Genomic DNA, 22,274 nt, shown 5'->3' on the forward strand with positions numbered 1-22,274 from the left:
TTCAGTTTATCAGGGATTATTAATTATGGATTATTTCTATAGACCTGCCACCATTTAGTTGTGCTATTTCGGAGGTCCCGTCGGACCAGTGCACTTCAACTGCAGTAGGTTCACTTTGATATCCCAGAACTTGTGTAAAACTGTGCTGTGACCAATACCCTGAACCAGCCTGCAACTCCCTTAGCGGACCTTTTGTGCCATTTTCATACACTAAGCGCACCGCTGATCCAATTGCATCCCGATTGGAGGGTGGTCCCACCAACGATACCCGAATTCCAGATCGTTCAGATTGGTTTACATACAACTTTGTTGCCCCTTCATTCTGTGTGACTGCAAGATCCGGCTTTCCATCACCATCGAAATCGCTGACGGACGCTCCCCGCTGTTCGCCGTATACTTTAATGCCGCTCTCCTGTCCTTTGATCACTTTAAAGTCACCACTGCCGTCACCGTAAAGCAGTAGTCCGCGTCCTGCATCCTGCCGCGTGATGTAAGTGGGAAAAGGAAACAGGTTTTGGCTGAGGAACAGGTCTTCATTCCCGTCGCTGTTGAAGTCGGCCACACCCGCGTGAAAGACAGCAGAAAATTGGGCGTAATTGGGTAATGGCTGTGCCTCGAAGCCGTCACTGGTATTCAGAAAGAGCATATGCTGTACGGTATTAATCTCTTTGGATGGAATCTTGTTGAAATCCTGACCAAATATTTCATTCAGGGATGAGGTGGCATACTGCTCATGTGACCTTACATTTCGGAGTATAGAGGGAAGGGAATCAAAAGAATACAGCTTTCTACGAGGGACGTATGTCTGCAATTCTGGGCTGTAATAACTATCCACGATATCTACAGGGCCATCCATGTTGAAATCTGAATAGAACAGCTTCAACGGATGTGATTGCTCTCCGTCCTGATCCAGTTGATAAACGCTGTTCTTACCGATATTGGTGGCAACTATATCAGGACGACCGTCATTATTGAAATCACCCGTGGTTATCCCGTTCCACCAGCCTTTGCGGGAATTAAGACTCACGCTGGCACTCACATCCCGGAATCGCCCGTTGTTGTTCTGCAGCAATACCAGCGAATCCCATTGGCGGGCAATCAACAGGTCGGGATCCCCATCACGGTCATAATCCGTAAAGGTGGCCCCGGAAATCAGACCGAGCTCACTAAGCAGATCGCCGTTAGATCGGTCCAGACGGAAATGTCCCTGTTCATTCAGAAATATACGAGAACTGGCATCCCGTGGGTAATTTGCCGGATTATAACTTCCCCCCACAAAGAGATCGATATCTCCGTCAGCGTCTATATCGGCGGCAGCCATTGGGCCAGTTGTGGAGAGAATGCCGGGTATGTTCGAAAGAGATTCAAATGCTTCCTGCTCGCTAAATCGATAATGCCTGGCCGATGGCGTTCGTGGATTGCCCTGCTCAAAGTTGGCACTCCCTACAAAAACTTGGGTGCTAGGATTCCCATTCTCAGTTTCCTCTGTCCATCCTAAAATAGTAGTTTGATCTCCCGGTGCCTGCCCGGTCATTGCAGTCGGATTGATACGATTCAGGTTACCGTTGCCATCATTTTCAAAAACCGCAGTTGAGGAGCCCTTCCCGGAAGCTATGAACAGGTCATCATCGCCATCCCGGTCAAAATCGATCCATGAGATGCCGGGCCCCTGTTCACTCACTTTCAGTGGCAACATTGGCTGGACGTTGGTATCGGTGTACTGATCCTCGTGATGGGTATGCGACAAGCGTTCGGATTCATCAGCAAACACTGTCGATGCCGGTGCCATTGACTCCTCACCCTGGTTCGACTGCCCTTGTTCAGCTGAGGAGGCCTCTACCACATAGATACGATTAGCCTGCACACTGTCAATGTTACTTTGCGTGCCATCCGGCCAGTTTACAACGATTTGGTGATCAGAGCGCTGTTCATCCGCTGCAAAAAAGACCGCCGGCTGCAGACTGGATACATAATTGCCCCCAGCAACAACCTCTTTTTGCTGCACGGGTCCGGCACCATGCAGCTCAACGTTGGCGCCGATGCCCAATGTGTTGGGTGACTCGCCCTCCAGGCGAACTTCAATGCGGGGTGCAACTGCCTGGTTTTCGTAAACGGTGGCCTGTTGTCGCAGGCGGTTCATCGCCAGGTCGGGATCGCCGTCGTTGTCTAGATCGGCGATAGTCATCCCCAGTGAGATATCAGCTTCCTCGAATCCCCACTCCCTGCTTTTATCGGTGAAGGTGAGGTCGCTATTATTTTTAACAGCCTTATTAGGCAGATTTAGCTCTGGGTACTGTAACAGGTTGCCCGCTCCCCCCATCGACTGTCCCGCCTGCTGCCCCATCTCCATCTGGGTGTCGATATCCTGGTAGTCATAAGCGTGCCCGGTGGCGATGACAAGATCTTCATATCCATCCAGGTCCACATCCAAAAAGCTCGTAGCCCAAGACCATTCGGTGGCTTCTACGTTGGCATAATGGGAAATTTCGGCAAAAGTATTGTCGCCCCGATTCAGGTAGAGCGAATTTTGGTTGTACTGCGGCACGCCGTCAATCGGATCGAGGTATTCCGAATACTGCCTTTTTTGCCGTTGATGGTCGGAACTGAGCATCTCGGAAACAAAAAAATCGAGCGACCCATCTCGGTTAATATCGGAAAAATCAACTCCCATAGAAGAGTAGCTCATCGTCCGGATGGTGTTCCGTGGTACGTGGCGAAAAATGCCGTTTCCCTGGTTGATCCAAAAGCGATCCGGCGTCCAGAAATCATTGGCCACATAAAGATCCGGATGACCGTCGCTGTTTATATCCTGGAAACGAGCGGTTAATCCCCAGTCGCGCGGCAGACCCATCGGATTACCATCTTCATCCAAAAAATGCTTCTGTCCCTGTGCCTTCTCAAAGTTTCCAGATCCATCATTAAGATAAAGCGCATCACTTTCGCCATACTCATTACGGTACGATTTCCCATCGGTTTTGATAATATTGTAGTACTCATCGTAGGGTGGCAGTACAACCAGGGAATCCCCCTGCCTTCGCATCGTATTTTCACTGGAAAGCTCTTCAACGCTAAATATATCACGCGCGGTTTTAAGCTTGTAGTTTGTCACATAAAGGTCCAGGTCCCCATCTCCATCTACATCAGCCAGCGCCATCGTATTGCTTCCAAGCGATTGCCTAAGCCCGCTGTCCTCTTTCAGGCTGAAGTTCCCAGTTCCGTCATTGATATATAGCTCGTTGCTTTCCGTCATCGAAGTAATGAGCAGATCAGGGTCCCCGTCACCATCCACATCGGCAAAGGCCACGCCCGAAGAGAAGTACCCCTGGTGCGCAGCACCAGCTTGTTCGGTGATATCCCGAAACTCCATGCCACCCATATTCTTGTAAAGCTTATTGGGACCCTCCAGCTGTGCAAAATAGAGATCCACCAGGCCATCGCCATCTACATCGGCGGCTGCCACGCCTGATCCGTTCAAGTAGTTCCGGTTTTGCGAAATTCGCTCTTCCGAGATGTGATTTATAAACTGAATGTTTGTGGCAGAGGCATCCAGTTTTTGGAAGCCGGTCTCCCCAAAGTAACCCGGTGAAACTTCGGCCCAGCGATACCCTTGCTCCTGATGCCACTGAAGTTCATTATTACCTGAACAACTGATGAAAAGAACACCTACAAAAAAAGCCTGGACAATTATTTTGTACTTTGTAAATATCACACTAAAGTAATTTGTTATTTGTACCGCCAGCAGATCTATAGAGCAGAAATAAGTAATCTTTACTAAATAACGAAGACTCCATCAACTGAGGAAAAGATTGTCCCGCCGAAAGCAGCGAGACAACCGGAAGATAAATGAATATTGGGAACGTGTTTACCTGTTTAAAACACTGCAACTATTGTGGCAATGCCCTATCGGAATTAATTCCCGCGCTATGGATAAGGCGGATACCTCAGGCATTTAAAATATAGGTTTTCAATCGATAAACGCGTTATTGGTAACAAATAATATTAGCTAAAACTATCCGCCTCAACATAGGCATCTATTACGGCCTGTTCCCCTTCTTTGCCATCCCGTTCGTTACCGTGCTCCATACCCAGAATACCATCGAAGCCCTTGTCATGAACATATTTAAACACGTTTTGGTAGTTGATTTCTCCCGTTCCCGGTTCATTGCGCCCCGGCACGTCACCCTGCTGGATGTAGGCGATTACATCCCATACCAACTCCATATTGTTAATGAGATTTCCCTCGTTCTTCTGCATATGGTAAACATCATACAAAATTTTGCACGCGGGACTATCCACTGCTTTACAGATTTCATAGGTTTGATCGGAATTGCGTAAAAACAGGTCGGGCGTGTCACTTAATGGCTCTAACACCATGACCAGTCCGTGCGGTTCAAAAATTTCGGCACCTCTTCTGAGCGTTTCCACCACGTTTGCCGTTTGTACTCCAATCGGGAGACTGCGGTCATAGTTGCCCGGCACTACCGTCATCCAGGTCGCATTGACCCGCTTAGCCACTTTCACAGCCTCTTTGCACGCTTCGACAAATATTTCGGTATGCTCTGGATCTCCCATGGTAAAAGAATTTGCAGAATTCCCGCCCTTGTCGATCACAAAGACGCCCATCTGCATGCCTGACTTTGCCAGCTGCTCCCCAATCTTTTCCTGCATTTCAGGAGTTCGAGTCATCAAACCGTTGTCTTCAAAAGCCGTAAATCCAACATCAGCCATAAATTTAAGCTGATCAATTAAATTACTGCCGGCATGATGTTCAAACATCCCGAAATGGGGAGCATATTTTAGCTGAAAAGAGTGTTGGGGCGAACTTGATAAGTTTTCGAATCCCTTTAGGCTACCAGGAGCTGCCGCCATCGCAGACCCAGTTAATAAACTGTTTTTCAAAAAATTTTTCCTATCCATAACAAATAAATTTCATTAGTGCTTTACTTACCTATCTGAAAGTTATGCTGCTTCCAGATTTCTATATATAAAAAGAAGTAGGCTGAAAATTCAGCCTACTTCTAAAAATTGAGGTACAGCTATCTAATTAGTTAGAACTATAGAGAGGATTCTGAACCAACTCTTCGTTACGATTCACCTCTTCGCGCGGTATGGGATATAGATACATCTTATTCTCCCACGCCCGCTCTTGAACCTGTATTTGTTCAATATTTGAGTAGGTGTATTCGTAATACGGGTCATTAACATTATGCTCGGCCGTGAGATTGATACCAAAGGCGTTGTCATCGAGCTCATCCGGAGCAATCATCCAGCGGCGGACGTCAAAGAAGCGATGTTCTTCGTACATCAGTTCAATGCGCCGTTCATCGCGGTACTGTTCCATCAACTCTTGTCCAGATGCGGTAATATCAGGCATTCCGGCACGATCCCTGATTTTATTCAGTTCACGTCGGGCATCACCTACGTGTCCAAGTTCAATGGAAGCCTCCACATAGTTCAGCAGGATTTCTGCATAGCGGAAATAGGGCCAGGGCACTTCCTGGATCTCATTTTGATGATCCACGGCCGGATCCATGAACTTACGTACGTAATAACCGGTAGTCGTACCGTTCCAGTCTTCAATAGGACTACTCCGGGTATCCAGTCCAGGAATTGGGCTATCTGGGTTTGTCCTGTTACCAGAATTGTCGACGTTGTAGTATTCCAGGAACGTCTGAATTCTTCCTTCAGGATCCCCCGTAACATCGGCAGGCCGCTGCTGCCAATCTGCGCCATCATACATGATGTTAGCATAGAAACGTGGGTCCCGGTTTTCATAGGGAGAATCACCATAAGCGGGATCTCCGTTTTCGAACTCCTGCCAGTCAAATTCAGAGCCATCTTCCATATCGAAGTCGTCTACGAGTTCCTGAATCGGTACATTTCCACCCCAGGTGTGATAGCCGTTGGGACCGTTGTACAGCCCGTGATCGGCTTCGTTGTACTCATAGGGAAACTCCGAATTGACATTCAGACTCATGATCGTTTCTGACGTGTTATTCAGGTACATCTCCGTGTAGTTGGCTACCGGGTCCGGGTTTTGATCATAGAGTTGGTAGATCCCCATATCCATCACGGCTTTAGCAGCATCCTTGGCATCCTGCCACATCTGGGTGCGGTTGGCCCCGGAGTAGCTGATGTATTCTGGATTGCTGTATCCACCCGCCCAGCTGGGGTCATGGTAGAGATCGCTCGCTGCATAAAGCAATACGCGTGATTTAAGTGCCAGTGCAGCTCCTCGGGTAGCACGACCTACATTCTCTCCGCTGTATGTATCGGGCAGCCTGGAAGCAGCCTGCTCAATGTCAGACAAGATAAAATCTACGGTCTCTTTGAGCGTATTACGTGGTATGAGCATCTCCTCATTTTGCCCGAGTTCGTAGACTTGGTCAACCAACGGAACGCCGCCCCATTGTCGGAAGAGCACATAGTAGAAATAGGCACGCAGGAAGTAGACTTCTCCCGTCAACCGCTCTTTTAAAGCCTCGTCTTCAAACGAGGCTTCTCCAATATTGTTGAGAAAGATGTTCGCAGTGCGAATGTTACCATAAAGATCACCCCATCTAGTATGGCTCAACTCGTCATCAGTGTAAGTACCCATGTTACTTGGGCTAATGTTGGACTGTACCACATCGATCGTACCACGACCGTGGATGAATTGTGCTTCGTCTACATGGGAGGCCATCATGGTTTCGCCGAAGCCCCGGCCCATGCCCACGTACAGTTCATTTACGTACGATGTGGTTAGTGAAGGATCCTCCCAGACGTTCTCTTCCGATACCGTATCCAATGGCTGTTTGTTTAGGATAGAAGTATCACAAGCCGTCATGGCAAGGATCACAAAACAAACGAGAGTTAATCTATTAATTAAGTTCTTCATAATGATCATTTACTTTTGCTTAGAATGATACGGATAATCCGACATTGATAATTCGCTTCTGCGGATAGTACTGACCGTTTCCACTGCCAGCTTCAGGATCCATAAACTTGATCTTGCTCAATGTCAACAAGTTGAACCCGTTAGTGTAGACCCGCATATTACGCAGGCCAACCCGACTGAGTAGCTCATCTGGCAAGTTGTATCCTATCTCTACAGTTTTGAGGCGAATATAATCTGTCTCCTCAAGGAAGTAAGTATTGGCATTACTGGCCCAGTATTCATCACCACGGTTCCAGGTTCTTGGATCTGTGGTGCTTGGACGGTCAGGAGAACCATCACCGTCAAGATCACCGATCCAACGGTTATCCGCGAAGTCAGCACGGAAGTTTCCTATTTCACCAGACTCCGTTTGAGTATACACGACCCCGCCAGTTGCCCCCTGGAAGAAGACTGTGAAATCAAAGTTTTGATAAGAAGCTGAAAGCTCCAGTCCACCAGTGAACTTCGGGACATCAGTTTTATCAATGCGTTTGCGGTCGTCGGCAGTTATTTCACCGTCGCCATTGATGTCTTTAAATATTACATCACCCGGACGTGCACCATCCCAGTGAGCAGAGTTGTCAACCTGTTCCTGGGTCTGGTAAATTCCATCGGCGATGTAGTAAAGATCGGTAAACATCGGGTGTCCGGTGGATTGCTGCCACTCGGGTGCACCAGGTGCTTCATCCCAGAATTTAATCTCGTTAAGAGCGTAGGTACCATTGAGGGTTACATCATAGAAGAAATCATTTCCTACCTGGTTGCGATAGGTAATGGAACCATCATATCCCCAGCTCCGGACCTCACCAATATTTTCACGTGGAAGTGTAAGGCCTGAGGTTTCCGGTACGGAAGCATTACGCCACCAGAGAATATCCTCTCGCAGGTAATCGTAGTAATCAAACGTCAACGAGATGTTTTCATTAAGCATCGTTGCATCGATACCGATATCAAGCTGGTTGGCAACTTCCCAGGTCACCTGAGGGTTTGGCACACGTGTTTGATAAATGGAGGGTTGAATTGATCCGCCACCCATTACGCGTCCGTCACCGAAGCCATAAGGGGCGAGGTATTGGAAAGGTTCAATACGGTCATTACCAGTTTGTCCCCAGGAACCACGCAACTTCAATTCGCTGATGAAGTCTATGTTCTCAGAAAAGAACTCCTCTTCAGAAAGCCTCCATCCAACTGAAAATGCAGGGAAGAAACCAAACCGACCTTCTTCAGGAAAAATATATGATCCATCATAACGACCGACAAATTCGAACAGGTACTTGTCCTGGTAGTCGTAATTAACACGAGTGAAGTAATTCAGCCGTGCACCGTGAGAAGCACTCCCGTCATTGTCTTTTTCAGAATCTCCGCCAGCAAACATTTGGTCGACCTGGTCGGAAATGTAGAAACGACGGAATGCATTAAAGTAATTATTACTGAATCGTGTTTGCTCAGTACCCAAAAGAATACTACCCGTGTGATCACCAAAATCACGTTGATATTCAGCAACAAGGTTTAACAGTACATTGTAGCCTTCGCTGGACTCTTCGAAGAGTCTTGGTTCAGGGAATCCGCGTGGAGCACCAGTAAGAAACTGTTCTGGATCTGCATTATCACCAGCGTTCTCATAGCCGGAACGATCAAACTGGTACAGCGTCCATGGTGTCTGCCAGTTCTTGACTGACTGGAAGTTTTTATCATAACTAACATTTGCTCGCACACCCAAGCCATCTACACCTGGAATGTCAATATCGACACCAAGATTACTCTGGAAAAAATACCGCTCATCGTCGGAGTAGCCCGTTTCAGGGGTAGCAGCTACAACCGGGTTGGTTCCATTTTCAATATCTGGACCCGGAAGGCCATTGGGCCATCTTGCCGGCAGGTGTGGTTTACCACGCATGGTAAATCGAAAAATAGAGCCAGCTGAACGGTTGGGGAAGTTCCTATCTTCCAAACGACCAGAAACATCAAATCGAAGATTGATGAAATCATTTATCGTTCCATCAATGTTGCTTCGGAAGTTGTACTGGTTATAACGAGTTGCACTATTCTCATAGAATCCATCCTCAGTTAAACCTCCAAATGAAAGATAATAGCTCACGCTTTCATTTCCCCCGGAAACCGACATATCCGCCTTGGTCTGATACGACATCGGTTTCAATACTTCTGAGAACCAGTCGGTATCAGGATAAAGCCAGGGATCGTAATTTGGATTTCCATACTTCTGGATATCATCCTCGCTATAACTTAACGGACGACCACGATAATGATCAATCTCATTGAGCATGCTAAGGTATTGCTGAGCATCGGCCATTTCCGGTAGGCGTGTTGGCTGGTTAAAACCCTGATTGAATTTAAGATTAAACTGGGGCCCGCCTGCTCCGCTTGTTCCACGCTTGGTCGTAACCAGGATAACACCATTCGCAGCCTGTGATCCATAGATAGCTGCGGTAGCATCTTTAAGAACACTAATGCTTTCAATATTTTCTGGATTCAGACGCTCAAGCCCACCAGAGCGATTGGGGACACCATCGATTACAACCAACGGTTCGTTGGTATCGAGGTCGTCTCCACGATCATCATCCAGCGTTGAGTTACCGCGAATACGAATAGTAGAGCCATCGTAGCCCGGCTCACCACTGCTGTTTACGGTGACCAATCCTGGAATGCGTCCACCCAGTGTATTCGAGACATTACTGGTTGGCACTTTTTCAAGATCTTCACCGCCTACAGCACTAACTGAACCGGTCAACGTTTCCTTCTCTCGCTCGCCATAACCAACAACAACAAGCTCTTCACCTGAAACTGTCTGTGGCAGCATTATCACATCTATTGAGGTTCGGCCATTTATAGCAACTTCCTGTCGCTGGAAACCTACAAATGAAAATACGAGCGTATCCTGCAGTGAAGGTACGCCGAGCTCCCATGTACCATCGGCTCCAGAAGTAGTACCTGTTGTAGTTCCTTTTACCAGGATGTTTACACCAGGCAGCGTTTCTCCCTGGTTGTCAACAACCTGGCCGCTGACAGTTTCAAGTGCTTGTTGTTCGGTATTTTCCGGCTCTGACTTAACAATGCCGAAAAGACGGTTATCAAGCTGTTTTAGTGCAAGCGGATATTGGTGAATAACCTCTTGTACACCTTTCATAATGCTGTTTTTCGTCAGAACGACTTCCTTATTAATACGCTTTGATTCGAGCAGCCGATCCTCATAGAGGAATACAACATTATACTTGCTTTCAATATCAGCAAGTGCGTCGCTTAACAGTGTACCCGACTCAACCATATGTATTTTTTTCTGGCTGTTCAGAGTAAACACATTATCAATCTCGTCCTGTGCTATCGCGCCCGGCACCACCATGCTGACCACAATGAGGACGCTAAAAATAAATTTGAGTATTTTCATAATCCCTGAGTTTAGTGCTTTAACATTGTATTTGTGGTTAGTATTTGATCATTTCTGTTACAGTTTGCGATAGTGACCCCCTTTTGTTGTTAATGTTTGTTTCCAAAAAAGACCGTGCCTTCAGACAGTGAAACCTGCTCACCCATTACCTCAGAGAGGGATTGTGTCAAGTGCTCAAGGTCCTTCAGCTTTATTGTACCGGTCAATTTTCGTGTATAAAGTTCTTTGTTGTTTACAACTACCTCTACGCCAAATGTCCGTTCAATTCTATAAATGAGATAAGAGAGCGGCGAGCTGTCCAGAGTAAGTTGATTATCAATCCAGGACGTAAAAACCTCAAGATTTGGGTGAGGTTTAATTTCAACTGTTGACATTTCATTACTGAAATGAGCCAGTTCATTGGGCTCCATCAAATGCTTATCTGAAGCCAGGCTGCTCTTATCACTTTTGGTTCTTCTTTGAATGGAAACCTTACCCTCCTCTAGTCCTACACGCGTATCCTTTTCACCACTGGCAACTACAAACTTGGTACCCATCACTTCAATAACTCCATCATCGGTAATCACTTTAAACGGAGGTTCTTTTCCATTTTCCCTGCTGGCTATATCAAAATAGGCTTCCCCCTCCAGGTATACTTCGGTGACATTTCCCCTAACCCACCCCGCGGGATAGGTAATTGAAGAGTTGGCATTCAGGCGTATTGTAGATCCATCAGAAAGGGCGATTGTTTTTTGCTGTTGATATTCGGTCTCAATGGTTTTCCATTCAATTTGAGCCGGCTCTTTTTGTGGGGAGGTAGTCGTTTCCTGAATCAGATAGGTTGTAATACCTGTAACAGCAGCTACAAGAATGGCTGCTGCAACTTTAAATATCCAGTGACTTTTTGAATCGCGTGAAGGAGGTGTGATGCCAAAATTTTCGATGGCATTATTTTTATTTATTCGCTCTTCGAGCTCATCCCACTCCTCGCCTATATCTTGGTTGTTCGCATGGACGAAGTCCATCCCAAGAATTTTTTCCTGGGCTTCTTCAGCAAGCTTTTTATTGCGGGGAGACTCTTTGATCCAGTTATCCCAGGTTTTCATTTCCCGGGTGGAACCTGTTCCCTTGACCCACCTGATAAAAGATAAATTGTTAGCCAGTTGTTCTGTCGAAGAATCCTGCATTGTCTAGAACAGCGTGCCGAAAAACTTTTCCTATTTTACGATTATTACGATTACATAATAAAGAGCCTCAATAGATTGGTTTGTAATGGGGGTTCTTTTAAAGAATATAGGAATCGCTAAAATCACTGTTTAAAGGGGATAAAGACATATTTTTAGCTATATATCTTGAATCGGAATACACTTACCAAGTAAAAATCTTCGAAGTCATGGATTTTCTTGTTCTTGGTTTGTGTATCTCCCCCAAATTTTTATGAAGAATTTATAATGACTTTCCCAGGGTATTTAATTTGACACTATCGTGACTTCAGCTGGTGCCAACCCTTCCGAGGTGGCCCTGAGATTGATAGTCCCTTTTTCCCCATTTGACTGTATTACGATACGTGCCTTTCCCTGGTATACTTTTCGATGATCTGCTTTATACGGTTCCAGGCTGTTATGGTTACTGCTACCCACCCCGATGTTCTTACCTGCTCCGTCCAGTTCAAAATTGATCATATTCTCAGCAGATGGAACAACAGCGCCGTCTTTATCAGTGACCAACACCTGAACGCTGGAGATATCCTTCCCGTTGGCCCGGATTGTAGAACGGTTGGGGTTTAGTACAATCTGACTGGGTTCGCCGGTAGTTATGAGTTCATATGTTGCCACTTCCCGGCTGCCATTCCGAGCTACCGCGTGAAGCTTTCCGGGTTCATACGATACTTTCCAACGGAGGATATGATTATCAGCATCCGCCGTGCGGCGTACACCCTGAGACTCTCCGTCCAGGAACAGTTCAACCTCTTCAGCATTGGAATAGGCGATCACTTCTACCTCATCTCCCCGGTATTCTTCCCAATTCCAGTGCGACTCAATATCAGCCCAGGGGCCCTCTTCCGATGGATCAACGGCCGCGATATAGACCATTGGCTCATCAGACCAAAGGCTCTGCCGGAAATAGAACCCCGGTTTCTTTTCGTTGCTTAAACTGACAAGCCCCGATCCGCTGCTTCGGTTCGGGAAACGCCCCGCCTCACCCATGTAATCGACGCCCGTCCAAAGAAACTGTCCCGGGATGTAATCATTATTCTTAACTGTAAGCCAGGCTTCATAGGAATCGCCGTTCTCACTGCCAATAATTTTGCGATCCGGGAATTGCTTGTGATCATCTTCATAATACTCCTCCTGGTAGTTATAGCCCACCACATCAAGTACAGCAGCATAGCCCGTTTTATTTGCCAGCGGTGTGTTGGCTACAGCTGCGGTAATCGGTCGCGTGGGATCGATCTCCTTGACATAGTCATACAGTTTGCGTGCAATTTCTGTGACATTGTATCCGCTCGGCCGCCACGGCTGGTATTCATCGCGATAGGGATCCGTATATGGATCGTTGGGATAGTCAACCTCATTACCAATGCTCCACATAATTACAGACGGGTGATTACGGTCTCTCCGAACAAAATCCTGGATATCACGCTTGGCCCATTCCTCGAAAAAGTCGCTGTAGCCGTGCTGAGAGTAATACTTTGTGAGCCCCGCAGCCCCCTCTTCCTGTCCTACATTCCACCCCTGTATCCATTTCTTTTTGCCGATCTCCCACTCATCAAAAGCCTCGTTCATCACAAGAAATCCCATCTCATCGGCCAGGTCCAACAGCTCCGGTGCAGGTGGATTATGACTGGTTCGGATAGCATTGGCTCCCATCTCTTTCATCAGCACCAGTCGATCTCTCCATTCCTGAACCGGTACCGCAGACCCCATGGATCCCGCATCGTTGTGGAGGCACACGCCCTTGATCAGCATCGATTGCCCATTCAAGAAGAAGCCCTCCTGGGCATCAAAGCGATAAGTGCGAACCCCAAAGCGTGTCTCTTGCCGATCGGACAGCTCTCCATCTCGCCGTATCTCGGACACATGGCTATACAGGTGGGGATTTTCCGTAGACCACAGATCCGGGTTATTGACCTTAAATTCTTGGTCTACTTTCCGTTTTGAGTTGGGTGGGATAGTTATCTCGTCCTCTGTTTCCCCAATCTCACTCCCGGGGTCTTCAATTGAGCTTCTTACTTCAACGGTCTGCTCTTCATCTGAGTCGTTCACTACCGTTGTGGTAACTCGTACTACCGCTTCATCCCCGGTTACTTCAGGAGTTCGTATGAAAGTACCCCACTGTCCCAGATGTACCGGGTTTAGTACCTTCAGCCAAACCTGGCGGGTAATGCCACTGCCGGTGTACCAGCGCGCGTCGGCAAAGTTGGTATGATCGACTTTGACCGCAACTACATTAGGGGTATCACCATAATTCAGATGCTCGGTCAAATCATAACTAAAGCTGATAAAACCAAAAGGCCGCTTCCCCAGGTACTCGCCATTGATCCATACTTCTGAGTTTTGATAGACCCCGTCGAAAAGCAGTTGAATCCGTTTGCCTTTAATATTTTCCGGAAGTTCAAACGTTTTCCTGTACCACCCGATGCCGCCCGGAAGATATCCCTGTCCACTGGCGAACTCCCTGCTGAACTCCCCCTCAATGCTCCAGTCGTGTGGCAAATCCAGGCTGCGCCACTCGCTGTCATTAAAAGAGATGAATTCCGCACCGTGAACCTCCCCGAGATGAAATTTCCATCCGGCATCAAAATTCCTCTTTTCCCTGGCGGGCTGGCCGAAAAGAGCAGTTGCTAAAAAAAGAATAAGTACAGCGGTGATGGTTGATACCTGGCATATACGCATGGTGGTCCCCTTTTATTGGATTAATTGGAAATTTCAGCTTGTTACGTCATAGTTTGATGGTATTACTACGATTAGCCAATGCCGCGAGGAAGCATTGGCTGATCGCTATATTATGATGCAATATCCTGTCCTGAGCGCACAGAGTGCTGGAATACTTGCTCCCTGCATCCATCCCGTCCTGTTCGGAACATCGCATTTTGATTTAGCTTACTCTGCCGGTGTCAATTGAATAGCAAACCCACCAGCAGATGCCATGCTCAGATTCAGGATATCATCCGATTCCACAATTTTATTTGAGATTAAAACCTGTTTGGGATTTTCCCCCGAATCTGCCGCATCCCTGTAGATCGTAGCTGCATATCTCCCCTCATCCAGGAAAGAAAGGGGCACTGACGTCGCTCGCGGATCCTCGTTGGTCATCCCGCCCACAAACCACTGGTCTTCATTTCGCCGTGCTATGGTGATATACTCCCCGGGTTCTCCATCCAGGACCTTGGTTTCATCCCAGGTTGCCGGTACATTCTTTATAAATTCAAATGATGGTTCTCCCCGGTAGGCCGAAGGGTGATCTGAAACCATCTGGAACGGTGATTCATACACAACGTACATCGCAAGGTGGTGTGCCCGCGTCCCCATAACCATGGGATTCTGCATCCGAGGTTTGAACTGCTCCCTGGTAACATTATCAAAACCGCCGGGCGTGTAATCCATCAGGCCGGTAAGCATGCGGGTAAAAGGAAGCATAACATGACTTCCGGGGTTATCCCGCCGGCCTGCTTTCGACTGTTCCATCCCAACGACCGCCTCATACCCCAACACGTTGGGCCATGTTCGCTGTATCCCTGTTGGTTTGGTGGAACCATGGTAATCCAGCATCAGATGGTGTTTTGCTGCTGCCTCAGCTGTTTTATAATAAAATTCAATGCCCTCTTGGTCGTCTCGTTCAACGAAATCGATTTTAATCCCGGCCACACCCCAGTCCTCAAAAGTGGCAAACGCCTCCTCCATCTGGTCACGTACGGCAGTATAGTATGCCCAGACCCAAATTTTAACCCCTTTGGATGTAGCATATTCCACCACTTCAGGTACGTCCACGCGGCCATTAGGTTCCGTCAAATCATTCCCCGACCAGCCTGCATCAATCAGCATATACCGAAAACCGGATTCTGCTGAAAAGTCGACATAGCGCTTCATATTTTCGGTGGTGTATTCCGACTCTCCCTCCGCATTCAGGCTGCCACTCCACCAGTCCCATGAGGCCTTCCCCGCCTCAATCCATGACGTGTCATCAATCCTGGAAGGAGGATTTAGGCTTGTCACCAGATTGCTCTCAATGAAGCGGCCGGGATGGTCGGCAATCATTATCGCTTTCCAGGATGTCTGGATCGGTAGCTGTTGACGGATTACGACTCCCGGGTTCTCCAGCTGCTGGGCCAGGCTGGTCTCAAAACGGTAGCCCGTCCATCCGCCTGTGGGACGAAGGTAGGCAGCGGCATAGTTTTCCAGGTCGGCATCAATGATGGCGGTCCACGCAATGCCCGGCAGATCCAACAGGATCGGGAGCCCGATCAAAATATCTTCAGGGGCAGAAACCCCGCCCTGGTTACCGAGTCCCGAGATGGGCAGCTTATGAAATTCTCCCTCATACATCGATTCAAAATGTGGCAGCATCAGGGCGTATGCCATGGCATCATCAACAAATCGGAATTCTGTGTGCTCATCCGCCAACGTAACCTCATTAGTACCGCCCTGTTCAGGGAGAATATATCGCAGGGCTACGCCGTCATCATATGCCCTCAGATCAATTTCATAGTTAAATTCCGGGTTATCATTAGTTGTTAGCTCTACCTTCAGGCTATTATAGGTGTCGTTTACCGAGCTGCTTCGGCCTGTCACCAATGTGTATGAATCGGTATTGTCGCGTGAATGGGTGGCATCTGTAATTCTTACATTTGTTCCAAGGGGCTCCTCCCTGCCCTCAAGTTCCAGGTTTAGAGCGGAGGGCTCGATAACCTGCATGCCCTTGTATGAAACGGAGTATACCAGTTCCCCTTGTGCAAATACCGAGTCCGGTGAGTGATAAGTAAAGACGGTAGCTTCAATATCTCCCCCTGGAGAGGTCACCGAATATCGGTCAGATTGTGAAAAAGTTGTTCCCGGCAGCCAGGTTACTAAGCTGATTATTCCAATAATTATATAAATGCTATTATCCCCTGTGACTTTGCTCATCTAATTGATTGTTGGTTTAGATTATGGTCATTAAGCTGACCCTGCCTAGTAAAAAGTTGGACGGGTCCGTCATTGTTCGCCACGACAATTAAAAAGCCTTCACCTGAAACTGAATTTAGAATACCCATTTTCCTGGCATTCAATGGAGCAATAAATCCACTTTGGAAAGGTGAAACAGGCCGGAAGTTTCCGGTGCCATCCCCCAACAATACCAGGCCGTTGCCGGCATCATTTCGTTCCGTTTCGGGTTCCGATTCATAAAGATTCCCTGCTATTATAAGATCGAGGTATCCATCACTGTTGATGTCCCGGGAAATCATGTCCTGTATAGAAGAGAACTGGACTTCAACCGGCAGCTCAGATACTATAAAAGGTTCTTCATTACCAGGATTTTCGATATAGACACTGGCAAAAGAATCAACTTGGTAGTGCAGTGCGTCCCTGATTCCCCCGCTACCGATAACACCTTTAACTTCCGCTTCAGCGTAGGCTTGGTAGGTTTTGAAGAGATATCGTATTCCCGAAATACCCTGTTCAAATTTTGCCCTTCCCTGATAAGGTATGTGATTCCCCTCCTGTTCCACGGCAAACAACAGGTCAACACTTTGGTTTCCATCAAAATCATCGGCAAACACTTCAAACTTTTCATCTTCGTCGGCAGGATAGTCAGAGTTCTGGCCCAGGTTGCCAGCTATAAAGTCTAGATCTCCATCATTGTCGAAATCCCCGGCTTCTATACTGTACCACCATCCCCTATTCGATGCCATCCCCTTTGACTCCGTAACCTCTGTAAACTTCCCGTTGTTATTTTTATAAAACCGGACCGGTTGCCAAATGCCGGTAGTCACAAGGTCCAACTGCCCATCCCCGTTAAAATCGCTCCATATGGCGTCCGTAATCATGCCGGGCTCAACAAGATCCGGAGCAACGGTGCTGGTAACATCGGAAAATGACCCTCCGTCATTACGTAAAAGATAACTTTTAGCCGGTTCTGGATACCGCCCCGGCACCAGTCGTCCACCCACAAAAAGGTCCAGGTCTCCATCTCCGTCAACGTCTCCGGGTGAAACGGTACCACTGCTGGTAAACATCATCGGCAGAGCGGAATGGTTTCGTATAAACTCCCCGTCACCTGCATTATAATACAGTCGATCCTGTAAAAGATCGGAAGCGGGCGAAAACTCGTATCCTCCACTGGCCACGTAAAGATCGAGGTCACCATCACCATCGGCATCAAACAATGTGGCATCGACATCCTCATATTGGGCATCTGCGGTCCATGGTTCTGAGCTCGCTGCTCTTGTAAAACTGCCATCACTTTGCTGAAAAAATATGGCTCCCGCCTGACCGGTTGCTCCCCCGATGTAGATATCCTCTAACCCATCCCCATTGATATCGCCTGTAGCCAGGGCCGGACCCATCTTAGAAAGCTGATGCGGCAGCAATGGCTGCGTGGCGTAGTCATTATACTCATTCTCCTGGTGCTGGAACTCAAGACCGGACTCCCCGCTCCGGTTGGCAAATAGTTTATTGCCTGCTTCAAACCGCAAGGGATAACTGTTGGGCTTTGTAGCATTACCGTAATCAAGGATTAGCTCCTGGTCAACAGCAATCCCGGTCAACAACTGATACCGTCCATCGGGCCAGACAACCTCCAGTGAATCCACCATCTCATTTTTCCCAAGCCCAAATATCAGCTTCTGATCCATGGTGGAAGCGAACCCACGGTACGGTGAAAAATATTGGTGTTGTTTTTCGCCACCTTGTGTCAGCACAACCTGGGCTCCAATGCCTGCCGGGTTGCTGCCCGGTCCCTTGAACCTGATGGAAAGGAAGTGATTCTGGCTCAAGGTATCAGCCTGGTTTTGATAGATAAAAGCTTCCCCTTCCAAATTATTGATGACCATATCCAGGTCCCCGTCATTATCAAGGTCGGCCTGGGACGCACCGTAGGAATAGCCGATATCATCCAGTGCCCATGCCTCCGATTTATCGGTAAATGTCAGATTCCCGTTATTTTGGTACACGTAATTGGGAAGTTCGTAGCTGTAAAGGTCAGCCAGTGCCTTTTTTTCCCGTTCCTCCACAATATCCGGACTCCCAAACTGGCGGGCGTTGTTCATCATCTCTATGTAGTCAAAATCATTTGTGGCTTTCAGATACCCATTCGTGATCATGATATCCTTAAACCCATCGTTGTCATAGTCACCGAACAGCGCACTCCAGCTCCAGTGGGTACGGGCTACTCCTGCCAGGCGGGCGATCTCACTAAACACCAGGTCACCATTCTCCTTAATTCCGTTGCTCAGCTGCAGCGTATTAAAATTGTACTGGTAGTGGAATCCACTGGAACGCATCTCTGTAAAGTGATCGTAATTGTCGGCCCCGGTAATCCTTTTTTTCTGTGTATAACTTTCCGGCATCATGTCGGCTTGCAGGATGTCCGGCCAGAGATCGTTGTTAAAATCAGCAATGTCGACTCCCATCCCCGCAAAACTGGTATGCTTGAGGTAAGCTTTGGTTTTATCGCTGAAGGACCCATCCTGGTTATTGATATAAAGGACATCATCCGGAAGGATGTCATTTGAAATGTAGATATCAGGCCAGCCGTCCCGGTTTATATCCGATATGGCCACACCAAGCCCAAACCCGATCTTTCGCAATATCCCCGCTTCACGGGTTACATTTGTAAATGTCTCATCGCCGTTATTCCGCAGCAGCTGATCGTAACTGGCCGACGTTTGGCCCAGCAGGATTGACTCATTCCGGGCCACTTCATTTCGGACAAAGTCGGCAGGCGAACTATTCAGCAGGTAGAGGTCCAGATCGCCGTCTCGGTCATAATCAAAAAAAGCAGAGTGTGTGGTATATCCCCGACCAGCTACATTATATTTCGCAGCCGATTCCGTAAACGTGTTGTCCCCATTATTGATAAACAACAAGTTCCCCTGTTCTTCTACCGTGGTATTGCCCAGTGGCGCAACTGAGACATAGATATCCAGCAATCCATCAGTATTAATATCCACCATGGAAACCCCGCTGGCCCTGGTAGATGTTTCTACCCCTGCAGATTCGGTAATGTCTTCGAATTGCATATCCCCGTGGTTTAGGTACAGGCGACTGGTCACCAGGTTGCCGGCAAAATAGATATCCGGGAGACCGTCATTGTTAATATCTCCCACCCCAACACCTGCACCATTATATAGAAAAGGATAGTGGTGAATGTTCAGGGTGTCATTAGTTTGGATTACGTTATTGAATGAGACCCCCGTTTGGTCAGACGATAACCTTTTAAAAAGAGGAGTTTCGTTGTCCCCGGTGCATCCCCCAAAAATGAGAACACAGATCAACAGAAAACTTAGATTACGTATCTTTTTGTACATACAAAGCTTGCAAAAAAATTGAAATGACTATTTCCCACGAATTTGAAAGACTAATGGATAGTTTACAGACCTTGGTAATGTTTTAAACCATCAGCATTGGAGAGCCATGGGAACTCTGCCATCCATTTATTTCACTATTGTTTTTTCTTTTTGAATCGAATAAAAACCCACCGTGGGCAAACCCATTAAGTCCCTTTTTCCAACTCTAAATCTTTACCCACACAATAGGATCGATATTTTCACCTATTTAATTTATTAGGATAACCCTTTTTTTCAGTATAATGTGATCGGTAACATACTGCAAATCGAATGTATAAAATTAATACACAAAAACTGAATCGAAGTGATCTTTTTTACAGATATTATCCAGTTGGGAGTACAAAGATCACTTTCGTAGTCACAGTAACCAAATACAAATGTCATGATGGGATTTACTACACAGGGGTATTTCAAGTCTAATTTATTTATTCTTTTATGCGCAGGTATGTTAGCCACAACGCTATTTTTCAACCCACAATCTGTGGCTTACGGTCAGGACAACATCTCTACTGTAAAGCTTTCGGAAGTGCGAATGCGCGATGCCAACGTCCTGCCTGATAAGGAAACGGGCACCTACTATATCACATCTTCAGCTCGAAATGCGGGTGTTCGTGTTTACACCAGCAAAGACCTGGTCAACTGGGAGGGGCCACATATTGTATACCGGACGCCGGATGAAATGTGGGGCAAAGATGTGGAAATCAATAGTATCTGGGCCCCGGAGATGCACAAATACAAGGGTAAATACTACCTGTTCCTCACCTTCAGCTCCAGCAAGGAGTTGCCCGAGCAGTGGGACGAATGGTTTCAATGGCTGCCCCGTGTCAGGCGGGCCTCCCAGGTGTTGGTCAGCGACTCTCCTCTCGGTCCTTTTGAGCCATTTTCCAATGAGCCTACGCTGCCAAAGGATATGATGACGCTCGACGGCACCCTGTGGGAGGAAGACGGTAGGCCTTACATGGTCTTTTGCCAGGAATGGGTGCAGGTGGTAGACGGTTCTATCTCCATGGTCCAATTAACAGAGGACCTGTCGGAGACTGTTGGTGACACCAAGGTTCTTTTCCGTGGTAGCGCCGCCCCGTGGGCCCCGATGTCGACTGATCATGGAATTGGCAGCTGGGTAACCGATGCCCCGTGGCTGTACCGCAGTAAATCGGGCAAGCTGTTTATGCTCTGGTCGGGATACAATGATGGCGTCTACACTTCAGGAATAGCCATTTCTGATTCAGGCAAGCTGGCCGGTCCCTGGAAGCAGCAGGCCGAGCCTGTGTACAGCGATGACGGCGGGCACCCCAGCCTTTTTACAACCTTTGATGGCACACTGATGATGGCCCTCCACTCCCCCAATTCGGATACCGAACGGATGCACCTTTTTGAAATGGAGGACACCGGGGAGACCCTGAGGGTTGTCAGAGAGTTTACGGGCGGGGAATAGCTAATCTTCAAATGAATAAATTCATCTCCTTTCATACGCCTGCCATTGCAGGTTTAAACGAATGAGGCTTTGTGGCTGAAGAAGTCGGGCACTCGGTGTCAAAAATTGCAGGAAATGGGATGCAGAGCGTCAGTCTGGGGTCCCGCCGAGAGCGACGGTACCAGGTAAGAGGAACTGACCGAATACTATCTGGTACCTCGGAATACCCTGAGATGTAAGTAGCCAGAGTTTGGCATAAGAATCACTCAAAATAGCAACTGCCATCGCGAGGAGGCATTATACATACTTGTTGGCTCAACGATGAGGTCAAAGTGGCGATCTCCCCGTCCGTTTTTTGTTTACCCACCGGGGGATGGTCACTTAATCCTTCGCAATGACAGGCTTTATCTCGAACTGACGTTAAGTAATAACCTTAATGCCCATCAAGAAATGGAAGAACTGTCTCGCTAAAAACAGGTGGTTCCTGGATCTTTAGATCATGTGATGCTGCCGGTATCACCACTCGTTCATTATCCGGTAAACACCGCTCAAGGGCATCGTTAATTAACCTAAGGAATGTTGGACTTATTTCTCCGTCTACTAATAAAGTCGGTATATTAATTTTCTGTGCCTCTTTGCAGGAAAAGGCGGGAAAGAAGTCCACACCTTTAGCGTTCATGCTATTCATTTCGCCCATTAATTCGTGAGCATTTTCCAGCATAGAGATATGAGCGATAATCGGCATTTGCTCATATGACCCGTCTCCCAAAACACCATTTACAAAAAGTCGAACTCCTTCTTCAATTCCTCCCTTTTCAAATGCTTTGTGAGATGGTCTGATTGAATTTTGAATGAAGTTTTGAAATACCGTTTTCCCCTCGGTTGAGGATACTAGTGTCATTACCACTTAATTCGTGAGGTACTCTTTTCCATAGGTCCAGTTGAATGGTTTTGCGTTCTTCTGGTTATAGTCTTTGATGTAGCTCATGAGTTGATCGACCAGCTGCTGCCGGGA

Annotated in this window: 11 protein-coding genes; 2 read left to right on the top strand and 9 right to left on the bottom strand. The window is 47.5% G+C overall.

All coding sequences use genetic code 11. From position 1 onward, the window contains the following. Positions 1 to 19: 19 nt before the first annotated feature. The 8 genes from NC796_RS14935 to NC796_RS14970 all read right to left on the bottom strand — a co-directional run bounded on the left by NC796_RS14935 (position 20) and on the right by NC796_RS14970 (position 19,806). A complete protein-coding gene (locus NC796_RS14935; protein WP_310685498.1) occupies positions 20 to 3,709 on the bottom strand; it encodes an FG-GAP-like repeat-containing protein in 3,690 nt (1,229 codons plus the stop codon). Positions 3,710 to 3,999: 290 nt separating this feature from the next. Continuing rightward, positions 4,000 to 4,917: a TIM barrel protein gene (locus tag NC796_RS14940; RefSeq protein ID WP_310685499.1), complete on the bottom strand. Its 918-nt coding sequence runs from the start codon at positions 4,915 to 4,917 to the stop codon at positions 4,000 to 4,002. A 127-nt stretch (positions 4,918 to 5,044) separates the two neighbouring features. Next, a complete protein-coding gene (locus tag NC796_RS14945) occupies positions 5,045 to 6,877 on the bottom strand; it encodes a RagB/SusD family nutrient uptake outer membrane protein (protein WP_310685500.1) in 1,833 nt (610 codons plus the stop codon). A gap of 19 nt (positions 6,878 to 6,896) precedes the next feature. Next, a complete protein-coding gene (locus NC796_RS14950; protein WP_310685501.1) occupies positions 6,897 to 10,319 on the bottom strand; it encodes a TonB-dependent receptor in 3,423 nt (1,140 codons plus the stop codon). 89 nt (positions 10,320 to 10,408) lie between these two features. Further along, positions 10,409 to 11,485: a FecR domain-containing protein gene (locus NC796_RS14955; RefSeq protein ID WP_310685502.1), complete on the bottom strand. Its 1,077-nt coding sequence runs from the start codon at positions 11,483 to 11,485 to the stop codon at positions 10,409 to 10,411. 282 nt (positions 11,486 to 11,767) lie between these two features. Then, complete coding sequence (locus NC796_RS14960) at positions 11,768 to 14,194, bottom strand: glycoside hydrolase family 2 TIM barrel-domain containing protein (RefSeq protein ID WP_310685503.1); 2,427 nt, start codon at positions 14,192 to 14,194, stop codon at positions 11,768 to 11,770. A 207-nt stretch (positions 14,195 to 14,401) separates the two neighbouring features. Continuing rightward, a complete protein-coding gene (locus NC796_RS14965; protein ID WP_310685505.1) occupies positions 14,402 to 16,423 on the bottom strand; it encodes a glycoside hydrolase family 97 protein in 2,022 nt (673 codons plus the stop codon). Continuing rightward, on the bottom strand, positions 16,420 to 19,806 hold the full coding sequence (locus tag NC796_RS14970; protein ID WP_310685508.1) for an FG-GAP-like repeat-containing protein: 3,387 nt from the start codon (positions 19,804 to 19,806) through the stop codon (positions 16,420 to 16,422). Before NC796_RS14970 ends, NC796_RS14965 begins: the two co-directional genes overlap by 4 nt. A gap of 520 nt (positions 19,807 to 20,326) precedes the next feature. On the opposite strand from NC796_RS14970, the gene NC796_RS14975 reads away from it, so the two are divergent. Next, positions 20,327 to 21,280, top strand: coding sequence for a glycoside hydrolase family 43 protein (locus tag NC796_RS14975; protein ID WP_310685509.1), 954 nt, complete (start codon positions 20,327 to 20,329; stop codon positions 21,278 to 21,280). 71 nt (positions 21,281 to 21,351) lie between these two features. Continuing rightward, positions 21,352 to 21,498, top strand: a complete 147-nt coding sequence (locus NC796_RS14980; RefSeq protein ID WP_310685510.1) for a hypothetical protein — start codon at positions 21,352 to 21,354, stop codon at positions 21,496 to 21,498. A 194-nt stretch (positions 21,499 to 21,692) separates the two neighbouring features. Here NC796_RS14980 and NC796_RS14985 read toward each other — a convergent pair whose 3' ends face one another. Next, positions 21,693 to 22,160, bottom strand: a complete 468-nt coding sequence (locus NC796_RS14985; RefSeq protein WP_310685512.1) for an alpha/beta hydrolase — start codon at positions 22,158 to 22,160, stop codon at positions 21,693 to 21,695. Between the last annotated feature and the right edge of the window lie 114 nt (positions 22,161 to 22,274).

The sequence above is a fragment of the Aliifodinibius sp. S!AR15-10 genome (genome assembly GCF_031569985.1).
GTDB lineage: Bacteria > Bacteroidota > Rhodothermia > Balneolales > Balneolaceae > JAMQKA01.